The organism is Alkalihalophilus pseudofirmus OF4, from assembly GCF_000005825.2.
Taxonomy (GTDB): Bacteria; Bacillota; Bacilli; order Bacillales; family Bacillaceae_D; genus Alkalihalophilus; species Alkalihalophilus pseudofirmus.
Map to the genome: position 1 here is coordinate 3,036,644 of NC_013791.2, position 17,724 is coordinate 3,054,367.

Annotated in this window: 16 protein-coding genes and 1 other annotated feature; of the genes, 6 read left to right on the forward strand and 10 right to left on the reverse strand. The window is 40.1% G+C overall.

The window, feature by feature from the left end:
- Positions 1-48 precede the first annotated feature (48 nt).
- Positions 49-255 (reverse strand) — a binding site (T-box leader).
- Positions 256-459: 204 nt separating this feature from the next.
- The gene (locus tag BPOF4_RS15285; protein ID WP_012960097.1) at positions 460-3,474 is read left to right on the forward strand and encodes a transglycosylase domain-containing protein; all 3,015 of its coding nucleotides are present in this window, start codon (positions 460-462) and stop codon (positions 3,472-3,474) included.
- 121 nt (positions 3,475-3,595) lie between these two features.
- Here BPOF4_RS15285 and acsA read toward each other — a convergent pair whose 3' ends face one another.
- Positions 3,596-5,311 carry an acetate--CoA ligase gene (acsA, locus tag BPOF4_RS15290; RefSeq protein ID WP_012960098.1) on the reverse strand — a complete coding sequence of 572 codons (1,716 nt, stop codon included), beginning with the start codon at positions 5,309-5,311 and terminating at the stop codon, positions 3,596-3,598.
- Positions 5,312-5,532: 221 nt separating this feature from the next.
- Between acsA and BPOF4_RS15295 the strand changes: the two genes are divergently transcribed.
- From BPOF4_RS15295 to BPOF4_RS15305, 3 genes are read left to right on the forward strand one after another with little or no spacing between them, the layout of a single operon-like run.
- The gene (locus BPOF4_RS15295; protein WP_012960099.1) at positions 5,533-6,165 is read left to right on the forward strand and encodes a GNAT family N-acetyltransferase; all 633 of its coding nucleotides are present in this window, start codon (positions 5,533-5,535) and stop codon (positions 6,163-6,165) included.
- A gap of 52 nt (positions 6,166-6,217) precedes the next feature.
- Positions 6,218-6,868: an acetoin utilization AcuB family protein gene (locus BPOF4_RS15300; RefSeq protein ID WP_012960100.1), complete on the forward strand. Its 651-nt coding sequence runs from the start codon at positions 6,218-6,220 to the stop codon at positions 6,866-6,868.
- Positions 6,865-8,046, forward strand: a complete 1,182-nt coding sequence (locus BPOF4_RS15305) for an acetoin utilization protein AcuC (RefSeq protein ID WP_012960101.1) — start codon at positions 6,865-6,867, stop codon at positions 8,044-8,046. The genes BPOF4_RS15300 and BPOF4_RS15305 overlap by 4 nt, the downstream gene beginning before the upstream one ends.
- 7 nt (positions 8,047-8,053) lie before the next feature.
- On the opposite strand, the gene BPOF4_RS15310 is transcribed toward BPOF4_RS15305, so the two are convergent.
- From BPOF4_RS15310 to BPOF4_RS22485, 6 genes are all read right to left on the reverse strand, one after another.
- Positions 8,054-8,755 (reverse strand): 5'-methylthioadenosine/adenosylhomocysteine nucleosidase, encoded by a 702-nt coding sequence (locus BPOF4_RS15310; RefSeq protein ID WP_012960102.1) that lies wholly within the window; start codon positions 8,753-8,755, stop codon positions 8,054-8,056.
- 68 nt (positions 8,756-8,823) lie between these two features.
- Positions 8,824-9,582, reverse strand: a complete 759-nt coding sequence (motS, locus tag BPOF4_RS15315; protein WP_012960103.1) for a flagellar motor protein MotS — start codon at positions 9,580-9,582, stop codon at positions 8,824-8,826.
- Positions 9,572-10,372, reverse strand: a complete 801-nt coding sequence (gene motP, locus BPOF4_RS15320) for a flagellar motor protein MotP (protein WP_012960104.1) — start codon at positions 10,370-10,372, stop codon at positions 9,572-9,574. Before motP ends, motS begins: the two co-directional genes overlap by 11 nt.
- 39 nt (positions 10,373-10,411) lie before the next feature.
- The gene (gene ccpA / locus BPOF4_RS15325; protein ID WP_012960105.1) at positions 10,412-11,413 is read right to left on the reverse strand and encodes a catabolite control protein A; all 1,002 of its coding nucleotides are present in this window, start codon (positions 11,411-11,413) and stop codon (positions 10,412-10,414) included.
- 279 nt (positions 11,414-11,692) lie between these two features.
- Complete coding sequence (locus BPOF4_RS15330) at positions 11,693-12,769, reverse strand: bifunctional 3-deoxy-7-phosphoheptulonate synthase/chorismate mutase (RefSeq protein WP_012960106.1); 1,077 nt, start codon at positions 12,767-12,769, stop codon at positions 11,693-11,695.
- A gap of 230 nt (positions 12,770-12,999) precedes the next feature.
- Positions 13,000-13,167: a hypothetical protein gene (locus tag BPOF4_RS22485; protein WP_012960107.1), complete on the reverse strand. Its 168-nt coding sequence runs from the start codon at positions 13,165-13,167 to the stop codon at positions 13,000-13,002.
- Between the two features lie 151 nt (positions 13,168-13,318).
- Here BPOF4_RS22485 and BPOF4_RS15335 point away from each other — a divergent pair, with 151 nt between their 5' ends.
- Complete coding sequence (locus tag BPOF4_RS15335) at positions 13,319-14,248, forward strand: SDR family oxidoreductase (protein WP_012960108.1); 930 nt, start codon at positions 13,319-13,321, stop codon at positions 14,246-14,248.
- A gap of 74 nt (positions 14,249-14,322) precedes the next feature.
- Here BPOF4_RS15335 and BPOF4_RS15340 read toward each other — a convergent pair whose 3' ends face one another.
- Together BPOF4_RS15340 and BPOF4_RS15345 are read right to left on the reverse strand one after the other, a co-directional pair.
- Positions 14,323-14,778 (reverse strand): YtxH domain-containing protein, encoded by a 456-nt coding sequence (locus BPOF4_RS15340; protein WP_012960109.1) that lies wholly within the window; start codon positions 14,776-14,778, stop codon positions 14,323-14,325.
- Positions 14,779-15,231, reverse strand: a complete 453-nt coding sequence (locus BPOF4_RS15345) for a DUF948 domain-containing protein (RefSeq protein ID WP_012960110.1) — start codon at positions 15,229-15,231, stop codon at positions 14,779-14,781.
- A 172-nt stretch (positions 15,232-15,403) separates the two neighbouring features.
- Here BPOF4_RS15345 and BPOF4_RS15350 point away from each other — a divergent pair, with 172 nt between their 5' ends.
- Positions 15,404-16,519 (forward strand): aminopeptidase, encoded by a 1,116-nt coding sequence (locus BPOF4_RS15350; RefSeq protein ID WP_012960111.1) that lies wholly within the window; start codon positions 15,404-15,406, stop codon positions 16,517-16,519.
- A 38-nt stretch (positions 16,520-16,557) separates the two neighbouring features.
- Here BPOF4_RS15350 and BPOF4_RS15355 read toward each other — a convergent pair whose 3' ends face one another.
- Entirely contained in the window at positions 16,558-17,685 is a 1,128-nt protein-coding gene (locus BPOF4_RS15355) for an alcohol dehydrogenase catalytic domain-containing protein (RefSeq protein ID WP_012960112.1), read from the reverse strand.
- Between the last annotated feature and the right edge of the window lie 39 nt (positions 17,686-17,724).

Here is a 17,724-nt window from a genome sequence, read left to right on the forward strand (position 1 = left end):
GAAATAAGCATCTAATCTAAAATTGGACATAAAAAAAACTCCTCCCAAAAAAGGGACGAGGTTCTCGCGGTACCACCCTTGTTGAAGCTATCACTAAATAAACTTCCACTCAACATGATAACGGTATGACCGTTCTTGCTACGCAAGAATTGGCTCCAGGCTGTAATTCGAATACTGCTTCCCTACTGATTTCCACCTGCCATCAGCTCTCTAAAAAGTAAAACAGTACCTACTCCGACCCTTCAAAGCTGTTTACATATACTGTTCTCTTTTTACCACATTTCTATTTTTGTTGTCAATCGCAGACTTTCTTAGATTTTGTAAAAACATATCATCCTATGTAAACCTATGCTATAATATTGCTGATATTCTAGCTATAGATGCGATTATTTTACACATTATCTCTTTAGCTATAATGCCTGATACTATAGGCCTTTGAACTTAATAAGGAGGTTTGCTATGAAGAGTTTCTACTCTCAAATGCAACAAAAACTGAGGTTATTTTCAGAGTCATTACATGAAAAACAAGTCTTTCGAAAGATCGGCATTACATACCAAGTGTTTTGGAATTTATTCCTAATTGTTATGATCGTGGGATTGATGTCAATCTTTTTCATAGGGGGAACTGCCGCTGGATATTTCGCTTCTCTAGTTAAAGATGAGCCTCTTCGGTCACCAGATGAGATGGTAACAGACATCTATGACTATGAAGAAACCAGTCAGCTGTTCTTTGCCGATGATACGTACTTGGGTGAGCTCCCTACTGAGCTTGAACGACATCAGGTTTCTTTAGATCAAATGTCGGACCATGTCAAGAACGCAGTAATTGCAACAGAAGATGAGCACTTCTTTGAACACGAAGGAATAGTTCCTAAAGCGATTTTGCGAGCTACATTCCAAGAAGTTGCTAATTCATCTGTTCAAACTGGAGGAAGTACACTCACTCAGCAGTTAATTAAGCAGCAAGTTCTTTCGAGTGAAGTCTCTTTTGACCGTAAAGCAACAGAAATTTTACTGGCTATGCGGCTAGAGCATTTTCTTGAAAAAGAAGAAATTTTAGAAGCTTACTTAAATGTCGTTCCCTTCGGACGTAATGCATCTGGCAGACAAGTAGCAGGTGTTCAAGCAGCTTCACAAGGGTTATTCGGTGTGGATGCCAAAGATCTATCCATTCCGCAAGCAGCCTTCATAGCTGGTTTACCCCAAAGTCCATTCGGTTACACTCCTTTTACCGGGAATGGTGAGGTGAAGGAGAATTTAGATCCGGGGTTAAATCGTATGCAAACCGTACTTAGACGAATGCATGAGGGTGGATTTATTAACGACCGTGAATACGAAGAAGCATTAGAATTTGATTTACGTGAAAATTTAACAGACCGTACGCCATCGCCGATTGAAGAATATCCGTATTTAACACATGAAGTGATGAGACGTGCTAGTGATATTCTCTACAGTCAAAAACTTGAAGAACATCAAGAAGAGCTGAATGAACTAGAAGGCGATGAGCGCCAATTGTTTCTTACTGATCTTCGCTCTGAAGCAGATGCAGATCTAAGACGAAAAGGGTTTAGAATTCATACAACAATAGATAAAAATGTATATAATGCGATGCAAGAAGCAGTTAATGACCACTCCTTATTCGGTCCACAAAAGGGTGATGATCAAGAAGAAGTCGGGGCTGTCTTAATTGAAAATCATACAGGAGCGATTAAAGGCTTTGTAGGTGGACGCGGGGAAGGCGAAACAACAAACCATTACAATTACGCGACTCAAGCCTACCGTTCAAATGGTTCTACCATGAAACCATTGCTAGCCTATGGGCCTGCTTTAGAAATTGGAGTAATTCAGCCAGGCATCGTAGTTCCTGATACGCCTGCCACATATAGCGGTGGACAACCTTATTCTAACTTTGATAATAGTTATGCTGGCTTAATCTCTGTCCGTGAGTCACTGGCTCGTTCTCGTAACATACCTGCTGTTCGTTCTTTCCAACGAGTTCCACATGAACAACTACGAGAAACGATGATTAATCTAGGATTCACCCCTAATGATGAGAGTCAGCCTTATGAATCTGCCGCTCTTGGGGGAGCCTTTGATGTCACAGTAGAGCAAAATACAAGTGCCTTTTCAACATTTGGCAACGGAGGAAATCGAACCGATCCGTTTATGATTGAACGAATTGAAACAGCAGACGGCGACATAGTATTTGAACACGAGATAAAACAAGTAAATGTATTTACACCTCAAACAAACTATTTGAGCATTGATATGATGCGAGATGTTTTGCGAGCTGGCGGTACAGCAAGCTCGGTACCCGGCCGCTTAAAATTCTCAGCTGATTGGGCTGGGAAAACAGGTACGACCGGTGAATTCAGAGATTCTTGGTTTGTGGCTACAAACCCTAATGTAACACTTGGCGTATGGATTGGTTACCGTCAAAACCAGCCGATCGATAGAGTCGTGAATGGGTTACGTTATGGTCCTAGGACGCAGCGTATTTGGGCTAACATCGCCAATGCTGCTTATGATCAAAATCCAAATTTATTAGCTCCAAGTGAAAGCTTTGCTATGCCTGAAGGAATTGTGCGCAGATCTGTCTGCAGCATTACAGGTCAAGCTCCTACCTCATTATGTGAGCAAGCAGGACTCGTTCGGTCAGACTTATTTAATGTTAACTTCCAGCCTGGTTCTGGAGATAATTTAGATAGTGCACGATATGTTACGATAAACAGTCAAAACTATTTAGCACTTGATTCGACTCCGCAAGAATTTACAGATGTCGGAGTGACCGTTCCTGATACAGTCTTTGGGGTCAGCAATATAGGTGAATATTTACCTGACTCTATGCAAGGGGTTGTCCCTGATCGAGATGCACCAAATAACGGACGGTCCCCTGGGGCAGTCAGCGGAGTATCATTAAACGGTCAAACATTATCATGGTCTAAGCATCCTGATAATGATATTGTCGGTTACCGTATCTACCGAGCGGCTAACGGCAGCAGCAGCTTTGAGCGTGTAGGGCATGTGAAAGGCAATGGTTCTACAAGCTATACAGTAAACGGTGGATCATTTGCTTATTATGTTACTGCAATCGATACAGCTGGGAGAGAATCAACCTCTTCCTCTCAAGCTGAAGGTGCCGATTATTCAGATGCACCTGAACCATCTGAGCCCGATGAACCAGATACTGAACCAAGCGAACCAGACGAAGATCCTCCTTCCGAGCAAAATGGAGGGAATGATAACGATGGTGGAAATGGTGAGAGTGATGGAAATGGGAACGGCAATGGAAATGGTAATGGTAATGGTAATGGCAATGGAAACGGGAATGGCAATGGAAACGGGAATGGCAATGGAAACGGGAATGGCAATGGAAACGGGAATGGCAATGGAAACGGGAATGGCAATGGAAACGGGAATCAACCGCCCCCAGAAGAACCTGGAGATCCAGAAGAGCCAACAGATGATGATTAAACGAGAGGAGCAAACTCAAATTGAGTTTGCTCTTTTTGTCCCTCATATCGCTGGCGCTGGGGTCTAGAAAGATGTTATACAACAAAGACACCGCTTGCCTTAAGGCAAGCGGTGCAGCTTATTAATCTTCCATTGTAGACAGATCACCTGTCGGTAAATCAAGTTCCCACGCTTTAAGTACGCGACGCATAATTTTACCGCTGCGTGTCTTAGGCAAGCTCTTACGGAATTCAATCTCTCTAGGAGCAGCGTGTGCTGCTAAACCTTTTTTAACGAAGTTACGGATATCTTCTTGAAGCTCATCAGTAACATCATATCCTTCACGAAGAGCTACAAATGCTTTGATGATTTCCCCACGTACAGGGTCTGGCTTACCAATAACACCAGCTTCTGCAACAGCAGGATGCTCAACAAGCTTACTTTCTACTTCAAATGGTCCTACACGCTCACCAGAAGTCATAATGACATCATCAATACGTCCTTGGAACCAGAAGTAGCCGTCTTCATCCATATAAGCGGAATCCCCTGATACATACCAGCCATCAATTTCAAAATAGCTCTTATATTTAGGTTCGTTGTTCCAGATCGCACGCATCATTGAAGGCCAGCCCTTACGGATTGCTAAGTTCCCCATGCGATTAGGAGGCAATTCATTTCCTTGGTCATCGATAATAGCAGCCTTTACTCCTGGGATCGGCATACCCATAGACCCTGGACGAATTTCCATAGATGGGTAGTTACAAATAAGCTGAGCTCCAGTTTCAGTCATCCACCACGTATCATGAATACGTAAGTTGAAGACTTTCATACCCCAACGAACCACTTCTGGGTTAAGCGGTTCCCCAACACTTAAGATGTGGCGAAGAGAAGATAGATCGTATTGTTTTACAAGCTCATCTCCAGCACTCATCAGCATACGGAATGCAGTAGGAGCACTGTACCACACTGATACGTTATAGCGCTGTAATGTGTCGTACCAGTCGGTCGGACTAAATCGTCCGCCTCGAACAACATTAGTTACCCCTGCGAGCCAAGGACCAAAAATCCCGTATGATGTACCAGTTACCCAGCCCGGGTCAGCAGTACACCAGTATACATCCTCATCTTTAAGGTCAAGAACCCATTTAGCCGTTTGATAATGCTGCAGCATAGCATTGTGTACGTGAAGGACACCTTTTGGTTTTCCAGTAGAGCCAGACGTGTAATGAAGGATTAATCCATCTTCACGGTCTACCCACTCAATATCAAGCTCTTCGCTTGCAGCATTTAATCTAGTAAAGAAGTTTAAATAAGGACCCTCTTCTTTTGCGTCTTCATCTACAATTAGTACCTTTTCAAGTTTAGGCAGATCATCCACAGGAACACGCTCTAGTAGAGCAGGTGTTGTGATCAGTACTCTAGCTTCACTATCTTCAAGACGATCACGTACAGCACCTTCCATGAAAGCTTCAAATAACGGACCGACAATGGCTCCCACTTTAATTGTTCCAAGAATAGAGAAGTAGAGTTCCGGTGAACGAGGCATAAAGATAAATACTCGATCGCCTTTTTCTACGCCAATATCACGAAGGACATTCCCTGCTTTATTTGACTGAATCTTCAAATCATTATACGTATACTTTTCATCTCTTTTTGCATCACTATAATATAAAGCTACGTGATCTTTCTTTGTTCCCTCTGCATGACGGTCAATTGCTTCATAAGCTAAATTCACATTGCCCGTTTCACTCCAAGAGAATTCTTTTTCAACCGTTGACCAGTCGAAATTCTTTGCAGCCTCATCGTAATTTTCTAAATTAAATAACCCTTTTTCAGATGGAAGCGCTTGCACATTCATTATACATCTTCCTCTCTATTATGTATTTTCTACTCTATTATAATACAGACTGAAAATTTATTCAATTTAAAATTAATAGTAAAGGGAATTCTTGTATATTCTTGTCGTAATTTACTTATCAAATAGAATAATTTCGGAAAATTTCTTGAACTCTCTCATCTTGATAACGTTATCATGTATAATAAAGACGAATCTGCTTGGCAAAAGGTGGTTACACAAAAATGGATCATCCTAAAACGTATTACTCTATGGAAGTAACATACTCTGAAGGGACATTATTACTTGAAGGCCCTATCTCAGCTGAAGAAATTGCTTCTTATGATTTTCATGAAGACCTTACTTCATTTAGACCTTCAGTTGAACAAAAGAAAGCGTTAATCGGTATTGCAAAACTGCCTGAGGGACGAATTAACGTTGTACGCGACGGAAATACGATTGTTGGTTATGTTACATTTGTTTACCCTGACCCGATGGAACGTTGGTCAGAAGGAAAGATGGAAAATTTAATTGAACTTGGAGCTATTGAAATTGCTCCAAAATACCGTGGTGCACAAGTCGGAAAAAACCTGCTGCGCCTTTCTATGATGGATGATGCGATGGAAGATTATATCGTGATTACAACAGAATATTATTGGCATTGGGATTTAAAAGGAAGCGGCCTCGATGTATGGCAATATCGAAAAGTAATGGAAAAGATGATGAATGCTGGTGGACTCGAGTGGTATGCAACAGATGATCCAGAAATCAGTTCTCATCCTGCCAACTGTTTAATGGCTCGTATTGGAAAGAGAATAGACACCGATTCGATCCAACAGTTTGATCAGCTGCGCTTTCAAAATCGCTTTATGTACTAATACAGGAATCTAGAATGACTTACTTTTATTTCATAAAGGAGTGAGTACAGCCATGATTTTAGAAGAAATAATGAAAACCGACGTTATTACTTTGACAGAAGATACTCCTATTAAAGATGCAATGCTATTGTTAGATAAGTATCGAATTCGTCATATTCCAATTGTTCAAGGACCTGAAAAAAAAGTGGTCGGCATTATATCTGACCGAGATATTAGAGATGCCAGCCCTTCTATTTTTCACTCAACCGAACATTTAGAGGATTTCTTGAAGCCAGTTTCTTCTATTATGCAGCGCAATGTTATAACGGCACATCCACTAGATTTTGTAGAAGAAGTATCTACGATCTTCTATGAAAATAATATTGGCTGCCTGCCTGTTGTTACAGATGACGATGAATTAAGAGGGATTATTACTGAAACAGATATTCTTCATACGCTGGTTGAATTAATGGGTGCTCATCAGCCAAGTTCACATATTGAAGTAAAAGTCTTGAATCAAACCGGAATGCTTGCAAGTATTGCTTCCATTTTTAAAGAGATGCATATCAATATTACGAGCGTTCTTGTATATCCATATAAAAATCCTGAATATAAGATTCTTGTTTTCAGGGTGCAAACGATGGATCCAAGACGTATCATTAAAGCGATTGAACAAGCGGGTTATGAAGTGATCTGGCCAAAACAACCAGGGATGAACTTATGACACACGAATCTTTATTTATCTATTCAGACAAACAACTGACCTATCGCTTTAATGAAAGTCACCCATTTAATCATCAGCGGCTTCAATTAACGTATGATTTGTTAACAAGTGTCGGCTCCTTGTCTAAAGAACATATTATAGAACCACGTATGGCAACAGAAGACGAATTAAAGCTTGTTCATGACCCTGCCTTCATTGATGCGGTTAGACAAGGAGGACAAGGCACTTTATCAAATGGAATTGCCTCTAATTTTGGACTAGGCACTGAAGATACTCCTCTTTTTCCTAATATGCATGAGGCAGCCTCTCTACTTGTTGGGGGAACATTGACCGCAGTTGATGCTGTAATGAGCGGCCAGTGCAAGCACGCTCTTCATTTAGGCGGAGGGCTTCATCATGGCTTTAAAGGACGAGCTTCGGGTTTTTGTATTTATAATGATAGTTCAATCGCCATTGAATATATGAAGCAGAAATACGGGGCAAAAGTACTCTATATTGATACAGATGCTCATCATGGGGACGGGGTTCAATGGGCCTTTTATGATGATCCCGATGTATGTACCTTAAGCATTCATGAAACAGGAAGATACTTATTTCCTGGTACTGGAAGTGTTGGAGAAAAAGGCTCTGGAAAAGGATACGGTTATTCTATTAATCTTCCTGTCGATGCTTTTACAGAAGATGATTCTTTTATCGAACTTTATGAAACAGCTTTCAGAGAAGTCATTGAATTTTTCAAACCAGATGTGATATTAACGCAAAATGGTGTCGATGCTCATCATTATGACCCATTGACTCATTTATGTTCATCAATGAGAACTTATGAATTTATTCCAAAACTTGCCCATGAACTTGCTCATGAGTACTGTGATGGAAAATGGATTGCTGTCGGCGGCGGCGGATATGATATGTGGCGTGTGGTACCTAGAGCTTGGTCTTTAATTTGGCTTGAGATGACAAATCAAAGAGATATTCTAGACAAGCCGATCCCACAGGAATGGTTAGAAAAGTGGCAGCCTAAAGCTGAAAATCAATTGCCTTCTACATGGAATGATCACCCCTCAATTATTCCGACTATTCCGAGAAAAAGCGAAATAAATGAAAAGAATTTAAAAACATTAGAGAAAGCCCTTTTTCATATTCGCAATGAAATGAAAGCAAAAGCAAGAAAAGGATAGCGAAGCGCTATCCTTTTAACTCCTTGAGCATTGCTTTTACTAATAAATGAGACTGCTCGCTGGCAATGTCTGTGAATTCCTGAAAGCTGATTTGTGCCTCGCCATTTGCTTTATCAGACATAGAGCGAATAATAACAAAAGGAACATCATTCATATCTGACACATGAGCTACAGAAGCCCCTTCCATTTCTACACAAACCCCATTAAATAACTCTTTTAACTGTTTTACTTCCTCTTTATTTGCAATAAATTGATCACCGCTAAGAATACGCCCGCACACAACTTGTCGATCCGTGAGGCTGTCCGCTGCCTCTTTAGCTATTTCGACTAAGCGTGTAGAAGCTTTAAAATCCGAATCCCCGTCATACATAGGGATCTCACCACGCTTAAATCCTAATGGACTTGCATCTAGGTCATGCTGCATTGCACTTGTAGAAATAACAAGATCACCTACTTCAAGGCTTTCATCAAGTGCCCCCGCGACGCCTGTAAATAAAATATGACTAACCTCAAAGCGGTCAATCAAAATTTGTGTAGTTAAAGCAGCGTTCACTTTCCCTACCCCTGATTTACACAGAACGATATCAATCCCGCACATCTTGCCAACATAAAATGGAACCTTTGCAAAGGTTATCGTTTCTTCAACGCTCATCTCTTTTTGCATTCGTTCAATTTCTTCATTCATTGCGCCTATTACTGCTACTTTCATAAATACACACCTCATTAAAAATTAGGTAAATAAAAAATAGGACCCGAGATGATATCTCGGGCAGTCCATTAAAACGCGTCTTCTTCTGAATATGTAGGGTCAGAAATAACAATGACCACACGGCGGTTCAATTGTAAATTCTCTACTGTCGTATTTGGTACTACAGGTCTAGTATCCCCATACCCAGTAGCAATAAATCGCTTTGGATCAAGATCATTCGTTTCAACTAAGTAACGGATGACACTGCTTGCACGAGCTCCTGACAATTCCCAGTTTGATGGATAACGAAAATTTGAAATCGGCCTGCTGTCTGTATGACCTTCTACTTTTACCATATTAGGTATGGCAGAAAGCAATGTCCCCACCTTTTCTAAGAAAGGCTCTGCAGAATCAAGCAGCTCAGCTTCTGCTGTTTCAAACAAGGTCCGCTCTTGTAAAACAAGAACAACCCCTCGATCATCTCTTGTCGCTGAGATCACATCATTCATTTCATTCACTTCTAGGAACTCTTGGACTTCTTCTAATAATTCATCCATATCGACCTCATCGGTATTAGAGCCTTCCTCACTAAAACCCCCCTCGTCAAAAGGGTTTGGAAACTCCTCACCGAATTCTTCCGATGGATTCTCAAATTCTATCGCAGAAGGAAAAAACTCAAAAACTTGTCTTTGCTGAAAAGATTCAGAGATTGCACGAAACTTCTGAGCATCAACAACTGACATTGAAAATAATAAGATAAAAAACACGAGAATAAGCGTCATCATATCAGAGAATGTGACCATCCATTTTGGAGCGCCCTTCTCTTGCTGGCGTCGCCTACGCTTCATTGTCTTCATCCCCTGCATCTTCCGTCTTTTGTTTCTCACGTGTAAAAGCACTTAACTTTTCTTCTAGAATTTTAGGATTTTGTCCTGACTGTACCCCAATAACTCCTTCAATAATAATCTGCTTAACAAAAACCTCTTCATCTGTTTTATTAGCAAGCTTAGTTGCCATTGGTAGAAAAATAAGGTTAGCAAGCACAGTACCATACAAGGTCGTAAGAAGCGCAACAGCCATATTAGGTCCAAGTGTGGCAGGGTCATTTAGATTTTGCAGCATCAGCACAAGCCCGATTAAGGTACCAATCATTCCCCAAGCAGGAGCATATTCTCCAGCTTTTTCAATAATCGCACGCCCTTTACGGTGACGCTCTTCCATAGCTACAACCTCGGCCATCATAATGTCTTTAATGACATCAGGTTCAATGCCGTCAACGGCAAGAAGCACCCCTTTTTTTATAAAGGGATCCCTTACATCTTCAAGGCCTACTTCTAAGGCAAGAAGACCTTCTCTTCTAGCTTTACCTGATAAATCAACAAAGGTTTGAATTAATCCTTCAAGATCATGATCAACAGTTTGGACCGATTCCTTTAATACTTTTGGAACCATTTTTAAGTCTGGTAAAGAAAAAGTAATAATAAGTGCTGCTATAAGTCCACCAAGTACAATTAATATCGAAGCGATTTGGATAAAAAATATAAGGCCTGATGGTCCTGAATTAGAGAATACAGCCAATAGAAGTACCGTTATTCCTAAAAATACTCCTATTGGCGTTAAGATATCAAATTTTTTCATTGGTCTCTCCCTGCTCAGTCATCTCTCTATTTCTATAGATTATGACTTTGTTGAATCTCTAAATTCAATGCGGTGCGGAAGGACGACGATATGATCATTCACTTCTTCTTTGTTCATGTATTTCGTCAGCAATCTCATGGATACAGCGCCAATATCATACATCGGTTGAACAACAGTCGATAAAGTAGGACGAACCATCGTGGCAAGTCGTGTGTTATCAAAACCTAAAATTTCAAAATCCTGAGGGATATTGTATCCTCTATCTTGTGCCCCGTGAATAACACCTAGTGCCATTTCATCGGTTGAAGCAAAGATTGCTGTAGGCTTCTGCTCAAGATTTAGCAACGATTCCATCGCTTCAATGCCTGAATCATACGTGTAATCACCAATTGCAATAAGGTCTTCATTGAATGCTATCTTAGCATCTTCAAGAGCAGCGCGGTAACCTGCAAACTTTTGATATCCGTTAACAGGATCATCTAACGTGCCGGACACCATGCCGATTTGTGTGTGGCCCTGCTCAATTAAATGAGTAATCGCATCATACACTGCTTGTTTATAATCAATGTTGACTGATGGAATTTCTTTATTCGTATCAAGCGTGGCAGCTAATACAACTGGGACAGGAGAACGTTTAAATTGCTCTGCATGCTCCTCTGTAATCTGTCCACCCATAAATACAATACCATCCACTTGTTTTTCTAACAGCGTATTAATCAGATGAATTTCCTTATCTTTGTTTTGGTCTGAGTTACACAGAATAATATTGTACTTATACATCGTCGCAATATCTTCAATTCCACGTGCAAGTTCAGCAAAGAAAATGCTTGAAATATCAGGGATAATTACCCCAACTGTTGTTGTTTTCTTACTAGCTAACCCACGTGCAACAGCGTTTGGACGGTATCCAAGGCGCTCGATGGCTTCTAAGACTTTCTTTCTAGTTGCCGGCTTAACATTTGGGTTGCCATTGACGACACGGGAAACGGTCGCCATTGATACGCCTGCCTCTCTTGCTACATCATAAATCGTCGTATTCACTGTAATCCTCCTCTATCAAGTAAACGTAATTATTCACGTAATCAATGTATTGTTATCATACGATACTATGATGAGGTCCGCAATGTCTTTACTCTACTTATATCGACACTCAGGGAAAATATTTGACATCTTTGTGTAAGAATTCACGATTTTTTCGAATCCGTTGCCAAAGCAGCCTTATCATCATGTATGTACGCCTATATGTATAGCATGTACCTTTTGGACTCAACTTAAAAGCCGTCCCTTATATTTATAATAAGGAACGGCTTAATGGATTGTTTACCCTTTATATAAACCTGATGCTTGTAATTCATCAATGAATTCATTGAATTGCGGAATATCCATTTGTTGAGCTGAATCTGAAAGAGCAACCGCTGGGTCTGGATGTACTTCTGCCATGACAGCATCTGCACCAATCGCAAGCGCAGCCTTAGCTGTAGGTAAGAGTAAATCACGACGGCCTGTTGAGTGTGTAACATCAACTAAAACAGGAAGATGTGTCTCTTGCTTAAGAATTGGAACAGCTGAGATGTCTAAAGTGTTACGAGTAGCTTTTTCGTATGTACGAATTCCACGTTCACATAACATTAACTGGCTATTTCCTTTAGCTACCACATATTCTGCTGCATGAATGAACTCTGAAATCGTTGCTGAAAGTCCTCTTTTTAATAATACTGGCTTATTAACTGAACCTGCGGCCTTCAGTAACTCGAAGTTTTGCATGTTACGTGCACCGATTTGGATAACATCTACATATTCTACAGCTGTTTCGATATCTTGCGGACTAACAATTTCACTAATTACAGCCATATCTAACTCGTCTGCAACTTGTTTTAAAATCTTTAAGCCTTCAAGTCCAAGACCTTGGAAATCATAAGGAGACGTTCTTGGTTTAAATGCTCCACCTCGTAATAATTTTAAGCCTCTTTCTTTCATTGCTTTAGCTACAGTAACTACTTGCTCATAACTCTCTACCGCACATGGTCCCATGATAAGACGCTGTGTGCCATCTCCAACTTTTTCGCCTCTCAAGTCCACAACCGTGTTTTCTGGATGCTTCTTACGAGAAACTAGTAAAGCTTTACTATTATCATCTTCTTGAAGCTCAAGGCTTGCCTTGAAGATTTGCTTGAATAAATGCTGTAAGGTTGATGTTTCAAATGGACCTGTATTATTTGCTGCAATATGATCTAGCATGCTGCGCTCACGTACAGGATCAAAACGATTAACACCTTGTTTTCCTTTTACTTTACCAATCTCTTGAACCACTCTAGCACGCTCATTAATTAACTCAAGAAGCTTCAGATTCACCTCGTCTAATTCTGATCTCAACTTATCTAATTGTTCATTACTCATTTCTCTCCACTCCTCATCTCTTTGGCTTCTTTTTCTTAATTAGGATTCATTATAAAGCATAATTAACTGAATGTCACGAATTTTTTCTTTATTAATTAAACGCTTTTAAGCGCTAAAGTGAATCATTTTTAAATAATTGTCCACTATCTTACTATAAATATTATTTACATGCAAAAGATCCAGGCAGCCTGGATCTTTTGACATCCCCTTTTCATTACCTTTGATTACGCTTAGATCGTCGGATTATTTTCTTCATATACTGGATTGCAATAATAAGGTGGACGGGGGCCTATTTTGGGCATAGCCCATGTTTGATCTATATAAGTCATTGTTATTGCCTCATCAGAGTCTGCTTCTAACAATAGTTCTGCTTGAGGGTTATAAATATAATTTTCCATCCTCTTTCCTCCTATTCTGTTTTCTCATACTTACCCTATGCTCCTGCTTATATTTTGAGCCAGGTTACATATATTCACCTCCATCTATTCATCACAACACATGCCCAGGTTACATAAAGTAGCACAGAAGACAAAAATAAGGAGGCTTCGAATGAGTAAAGACCAGCCCAAAAGAGATAGCTCATACCCGCTCTATCCTAACTACGGAAAAATTACTCGGTATGAAGACATACCCATAAATGTACCTGAACAAAGACAGTTACGGCAGCCTGGCTATGAGAGTGCTATGGTGCCAAGGCCGATTATTGAAAACCCAAATTATAAGGGCAGTGAAAAATTAGTTGGTAAAACAGCACTGATCACAGGTGGAGACAGCGGAATCGGTGCAGCTTGTGCCATAGCGTTTGCGAAAGAAGGTGCAAATATTGCGATTGCTTACTTAGATGAACATGAAGATGCCAACAGAACGAAGGCTAGAGTGGAGGAATTAGGACAGAGATGTTTATTAATGCCCGGCGACCTTCGCAGCAAAGAACAATGTGTGGAAATTGTTGAACGTACGATAGAGGAGTTTAAGCAATTAGATATCCTTTGTAATCATGTAGGTATACAATTTCAGCAGCCTAGTTTGCTTGATATAACTGATGAGCAGTTTGACGATACATTTAAGGTCAATATTTACTCACACTTTTATACAACTAGAGCAGCTCTTCCTTACATGACTGCTGGCAGTTCAATCATTAATACATCTTCTGTAGTAACCTATGCAGGAGAAAAACAAATGATCGATTACACAGCCACTAAGGGTGCGAATATAGGATTTACCAGAGCTCTTGCTAATAATTTGATTGAGCAAGGAATAAGAGTGAATGCTGTTGCTCCAGGAAGAACATGGACCCCCTTAATCCCTTCAAGTTTCTCTGCTGATGAAGTGGCTGTTTTTGGTGCATTCAATCCAATGGAGAGGATGGCGCAGCCTTTTGAATTAGCCCCAACCTTCGTCTACTTAGCTTCAGATGACTCAAGGTTTGTAACTGGACAGACGCTTCATGTGAACGGCGGAGAATGGACATCATCCTAATTTGTTCTAAATAAAAAAACGGTAATCACTATGCGCAGTGATTACCGTTTTCCTAATTTACCAGTTATAGAAGATTAAAGAGTACGCTGTGCTTCTTTTTCTTCTTCTAGTTTATTTTGAATGTCATCTACTTCATTTTTTACACTTTCAGCAATCTCTTCTCCAGATTGTTGTAAGTCACCTGAAAGATCTTGTGCCAGCTCTTCTGCTGATTGTTTCACCTCATCAGCTTCACCGCGCACGCTGTTTGTCACTTCTTTAACCTTTTCAGACACTTGAGCTGATTGCTCTGAAACAACTTTTGCAATGTTGTTTGATTTTTCTTTAGCATAATTAGCCCATTCGTTTCCTTTTTCATACGCATTATTGGTGAATTGGTTTGTCTTCTCACGAGCAATAGTAGCTTGTTCGTTTAAGTCACCGCGTAATTCCTTACCAGACTTAGGTGCTAATAATAAGGCTGTTGATGCTCCAACAATTCCCCCTACAAGTGATCCAATTAGAAAATCTTTTGTGTTCATGTCTCCCACTTAAATCTCCTCCTTATGTAGTGTAGATGATTGTTCTTGACTTGCTTTGCGAGCTTTAAATTTCGTATAAAAGTCAATTGCAACATTTCCCCATTGGACAGCTTTGGCAATCTGTTCAGACTGCTTAACTGATTGTTCTGAAACTGTTGTGGAAACATGGCGAATTGAACGATTAACCTGTTGAACAGAATCTCCTAACTCCTTCACTGAGGCAAAGACTGTATTCAACGATTCCGTTTTATGTTGAATATCATCTGCAAGCCGGTTTGTTTTGTTAAGAAGAAGTTCAGTTTCATTCGTAATACCATTCACTTGCTTTTCAAGTCCTGCCATTGTATTTGCAACATGATCGAGTGTTCGATTAGCAGACTTAAGCGTTACAACGATATAGCCAACTAATACGGCAAAAGCAATAGCTACGATGATTGCACTGATATAAAGTAAACTTTCCATATGTTTGCTTCCACCTCCTTATACCTTCTATTACCCTAATTCTCGCCAAATAAAACAAGGTATAACATAGTAATTCGATAAAATATTAGAAATTCCTCCTTTAATTCTTGTCTTACTATTAAGTTTTCTTGTTATCGTATACAATAATAAGGTATATAAAGGAGGCAAAACAATGAGAGATCCCCGAATTACTACGTTAGCTAAAAACTTAATTCAGTACTCAGTGAATCTACAAAAAGGCGAAAAGGTTCTAATTGAGAATTTCGGCCTGCAAAAAGAACTAGTTACAGCCCTTGTTAAAGAAGCATATAACGTTGGCGCATTGCCATTTGTCCTTTTAAAAGATCACCAAGTGGATCGTTCGCTTCTTCTTGGTGCAAGTGAAGAACAACTTGAAATGATGGCTTCATTTGAAGCACAAGTGATGAGTGAAATGGATGCTTATATCGGACTGCGCGCAGGCGATAATATATCTGAACTTTCTGATGTTCCAAGTGATAAGATGGCTCTTCACGGAAAAACAGTCGGAACAAAAGTTCACCGTGAGATCCGCGTTCCAAAAACTCGCTGGGTAGTGCTTCGTTACCCAAGCTCCTCTATGGCTCAATTAGCTAATACGAGTACAGAAGCTTTTGAAGACTTTTATTTTAACGTATGCAACTTAGATTACAGCAAAATGGATAAAGCGATGGATTCTCTGGTTGCTTTATTTGATAAAACAGACCGAGTACATATTAAAGGGCCTGGTACCGACTTAACTTTCTCTGTTAAAGGGGTCCCGTCCATTAAATGTGCAGGGCATATGAATATTCCTGATGGTGAAGTATACACTGCACCCATTCGAGATTCAGTGAATGGTACGCTTAGTTATAATACTCCATCACCGTACCAAGGTTTTACTTTTGAATCGATTAAATTCACGTTTGAAAATGGTAAAATTGTAAAAGCAGAAGCAAATGATACAGACCGTATTAATCGTATTTTAGATACAGATGAAGGTGCTAGATATATTGGTGAGTTTGCTATAGGCGTTAACCCATATATTCAGCATCCAATGAAAGATATTCTTTTTGATGAAAAGATCGATGGAAGCTTCCACTTCACTCCAGGTCAATGCTATGAAGAGGCTTCAAACGGCAACCAATCTTCTATTCATTGGGACATTGTCAATATTCAGCGCCCTGAATATGGCGGCGGAGAAATCTATTTTGATGAGGTGCTTATTCGTAAAGATGGACGCTTTGTAATCCCTGAGCTAGAAGCATTAAACCCAGAAAACTTAAAATAAATGATGAAGCTGCAGCTTTTCTCACTGCAGCTTCTTTTTTATGGTTTAAGTACTACCTTAATGTTACCATCTTCTTTTTTGTCAAAAATATCGTAAGCTTTCGGTGCTTCTTGTAAACTCATACGATGCGTAATAATGTCTGTAGGATCAAACTTCTTCTGCTTCACCATTTCATAAAGCTTTGGCATCATGTGAATAACGGGTGCTTGTCCCATTTTAAGAGATACATTCCTTGAGAAGAAATCACCGAGTGGAAAGTTATTCGCCTCTGTTCCATACACACCAGTTAACTGAACCAGTCCGAACTTTCTAACGGCTTTTGATGCAGTAATAATAGGGCTGATCGTTCCAAATTGATTATCGCCCTTTGAGCCGAATGTTTCACCAGGAGGTACAGTGCCATCCATCCCAACACAATCAATGACAATATCAGCACCACCATTTGTTTCTTCATTTAATAAATCACCTATTTCGGGGTTTTCACGAAAATTAAAGGTCTCTACTTGGTTTGTCCGCTTAGCATGAGCAAGGCGATGATCCACTTGGTCGACTGCGATTACTCGTTTCGCTCCTTTTAACCAAGCTAATTTCTGAGCCATTAATCCAATCGGCCCGCTGCCGAGAATAATAACTGTGTCGCCTTCTTTAACAGGCTCAACACTCCACCAAGCAGTAGGAATGACATCGGATAAAAAGAGAACACTTTCATCATCTAATTCGCTGTCTTCAGGCACTTTAAAAGAAGTGAAATCAGCATAGGGAACTCTTAAATATTCTGCTTGGCCGCCTGGGTAGTTTCCAAACATCTTAGAAAATCCGAATAACCCGCCAGAATCACTATGGGGATTGGACTCATCACATTGACTTTCCATTTGGTTTTGACAGAAAAAGCAAGTGCCGCACCCAATATTAAATGGAACCACGACCCTGTCACCTTTTTTCAAGCTTTTCACATTTGCTCCCACTTCTTCTACAATCCCCATCGGCTCATGTCCAATGATATAATCTTCTTCTAGTGGAATCCCTGTTTTATACAAATGAAGGTCGGATCCGCAAATACCTGATGCTGTAATTCTTATCACCATATCATCAGCAGATTGTATACTTGGAGCCTCCATCTCTTTTACTTCAATTTTGTCTTTAGCTTGAAATGTTACAGCCTTCATTACCAATCCACACCTTTCTAAATGTAAATTGCTATACTC

Coding starts and splice junctions, on each gene's coding strand:
- BPOF4_RS15330 (WP_012960106.1), bottom strand. CDS start 12,769: ATGAGTAATGAACAATTAGATAAGTTGAGATCAGAATTAGACGAGGTG.
- acsA (WP_012960098.1), bottom strand. CDS start 5,311: ATGAATGTGCAAGCGCTTCCATCTGAAAAAGGGTTATTTAATTTAGAA.
- motP (WP_012960104.1), bottom strand. CDS start 10,372: ATGAAAAAATTTGATATCTTAACGCCAATAGGAGTATTTTTAGGAATA.
- BPOF4_RS15350 (WP_012960111.1), top strand. CDS start 15,404: ATGAGAGATCCCCGAATTACTACGTTAGCTAAAAACTTAATTCAGTAC.
- BPOF4_RS15345 (WP_012960110.1), bottom strand. CDS start 15,231: ATGGAAAGTTTACTTTATATCAGTGCAATCATCGTAGCTATTGCTTTT.
- BPOF4_RS15355 (WP_012960112.1), bottom strand. CDS start 17,685: ATGAAGGCTGTAACATTTCAAGCTAAAGACAAAATTGAAGTAAAAGAG.
- BPOF4_RS15295 (WP_012960099.1), top strand. CDS start 5,533: ATGGATCATCCTAAAACGTATTACTCTATGGAAGTAACATACTCTGAA.
- BPOF4_RS15305 (WP_012960101.1), top strand. CDS start 6,865: ATGACACACGAATCTTTATTTATCTATTCAGACAAACAACTGACCTAT.
- BPOF4_RS15335 (WP_012960108.1), top strand. CDS start 13,319: ATGAGTAAAGACCAGCCCAAAAGAGATAGCTCATACCCGCTCTATCCT.
- BPOF4_RS15300 (WP_012960100.1), top strand. CDS start 6,218: ATGATTTTAGAAGAAATAATGAAAACCGACGTTATTACTTTGACAGAA.
- BPOF4_RS15285 (WP_012960097.1), top strand. CDS start 460: ATGAAGAGTTTCTACTCTCAAATGCAACAAAAACTGAGGTTATTTTCA.
- BPOF4_RS15310 (WP_012960102.1), bottom strand. CDS start 8,755: ATGAAAGTAGCAGTAATAGGCGCAATGAATGAAGAAATTGAACGAATG.
- motS (WP_012960103.1), bottom strand. CDS start 9,582: ATGAAGCGTAGGCGACGCCAGCAAGAGAAGGGCGCTCCAAAATGGATG.
- BPOF4_RS22485 (WP_012960107.1), bottom strand. CDS start 13,167: ATGGAAAATTATATTTATAACCCTCAAGCAGAACTATTGTTAGAAGCA.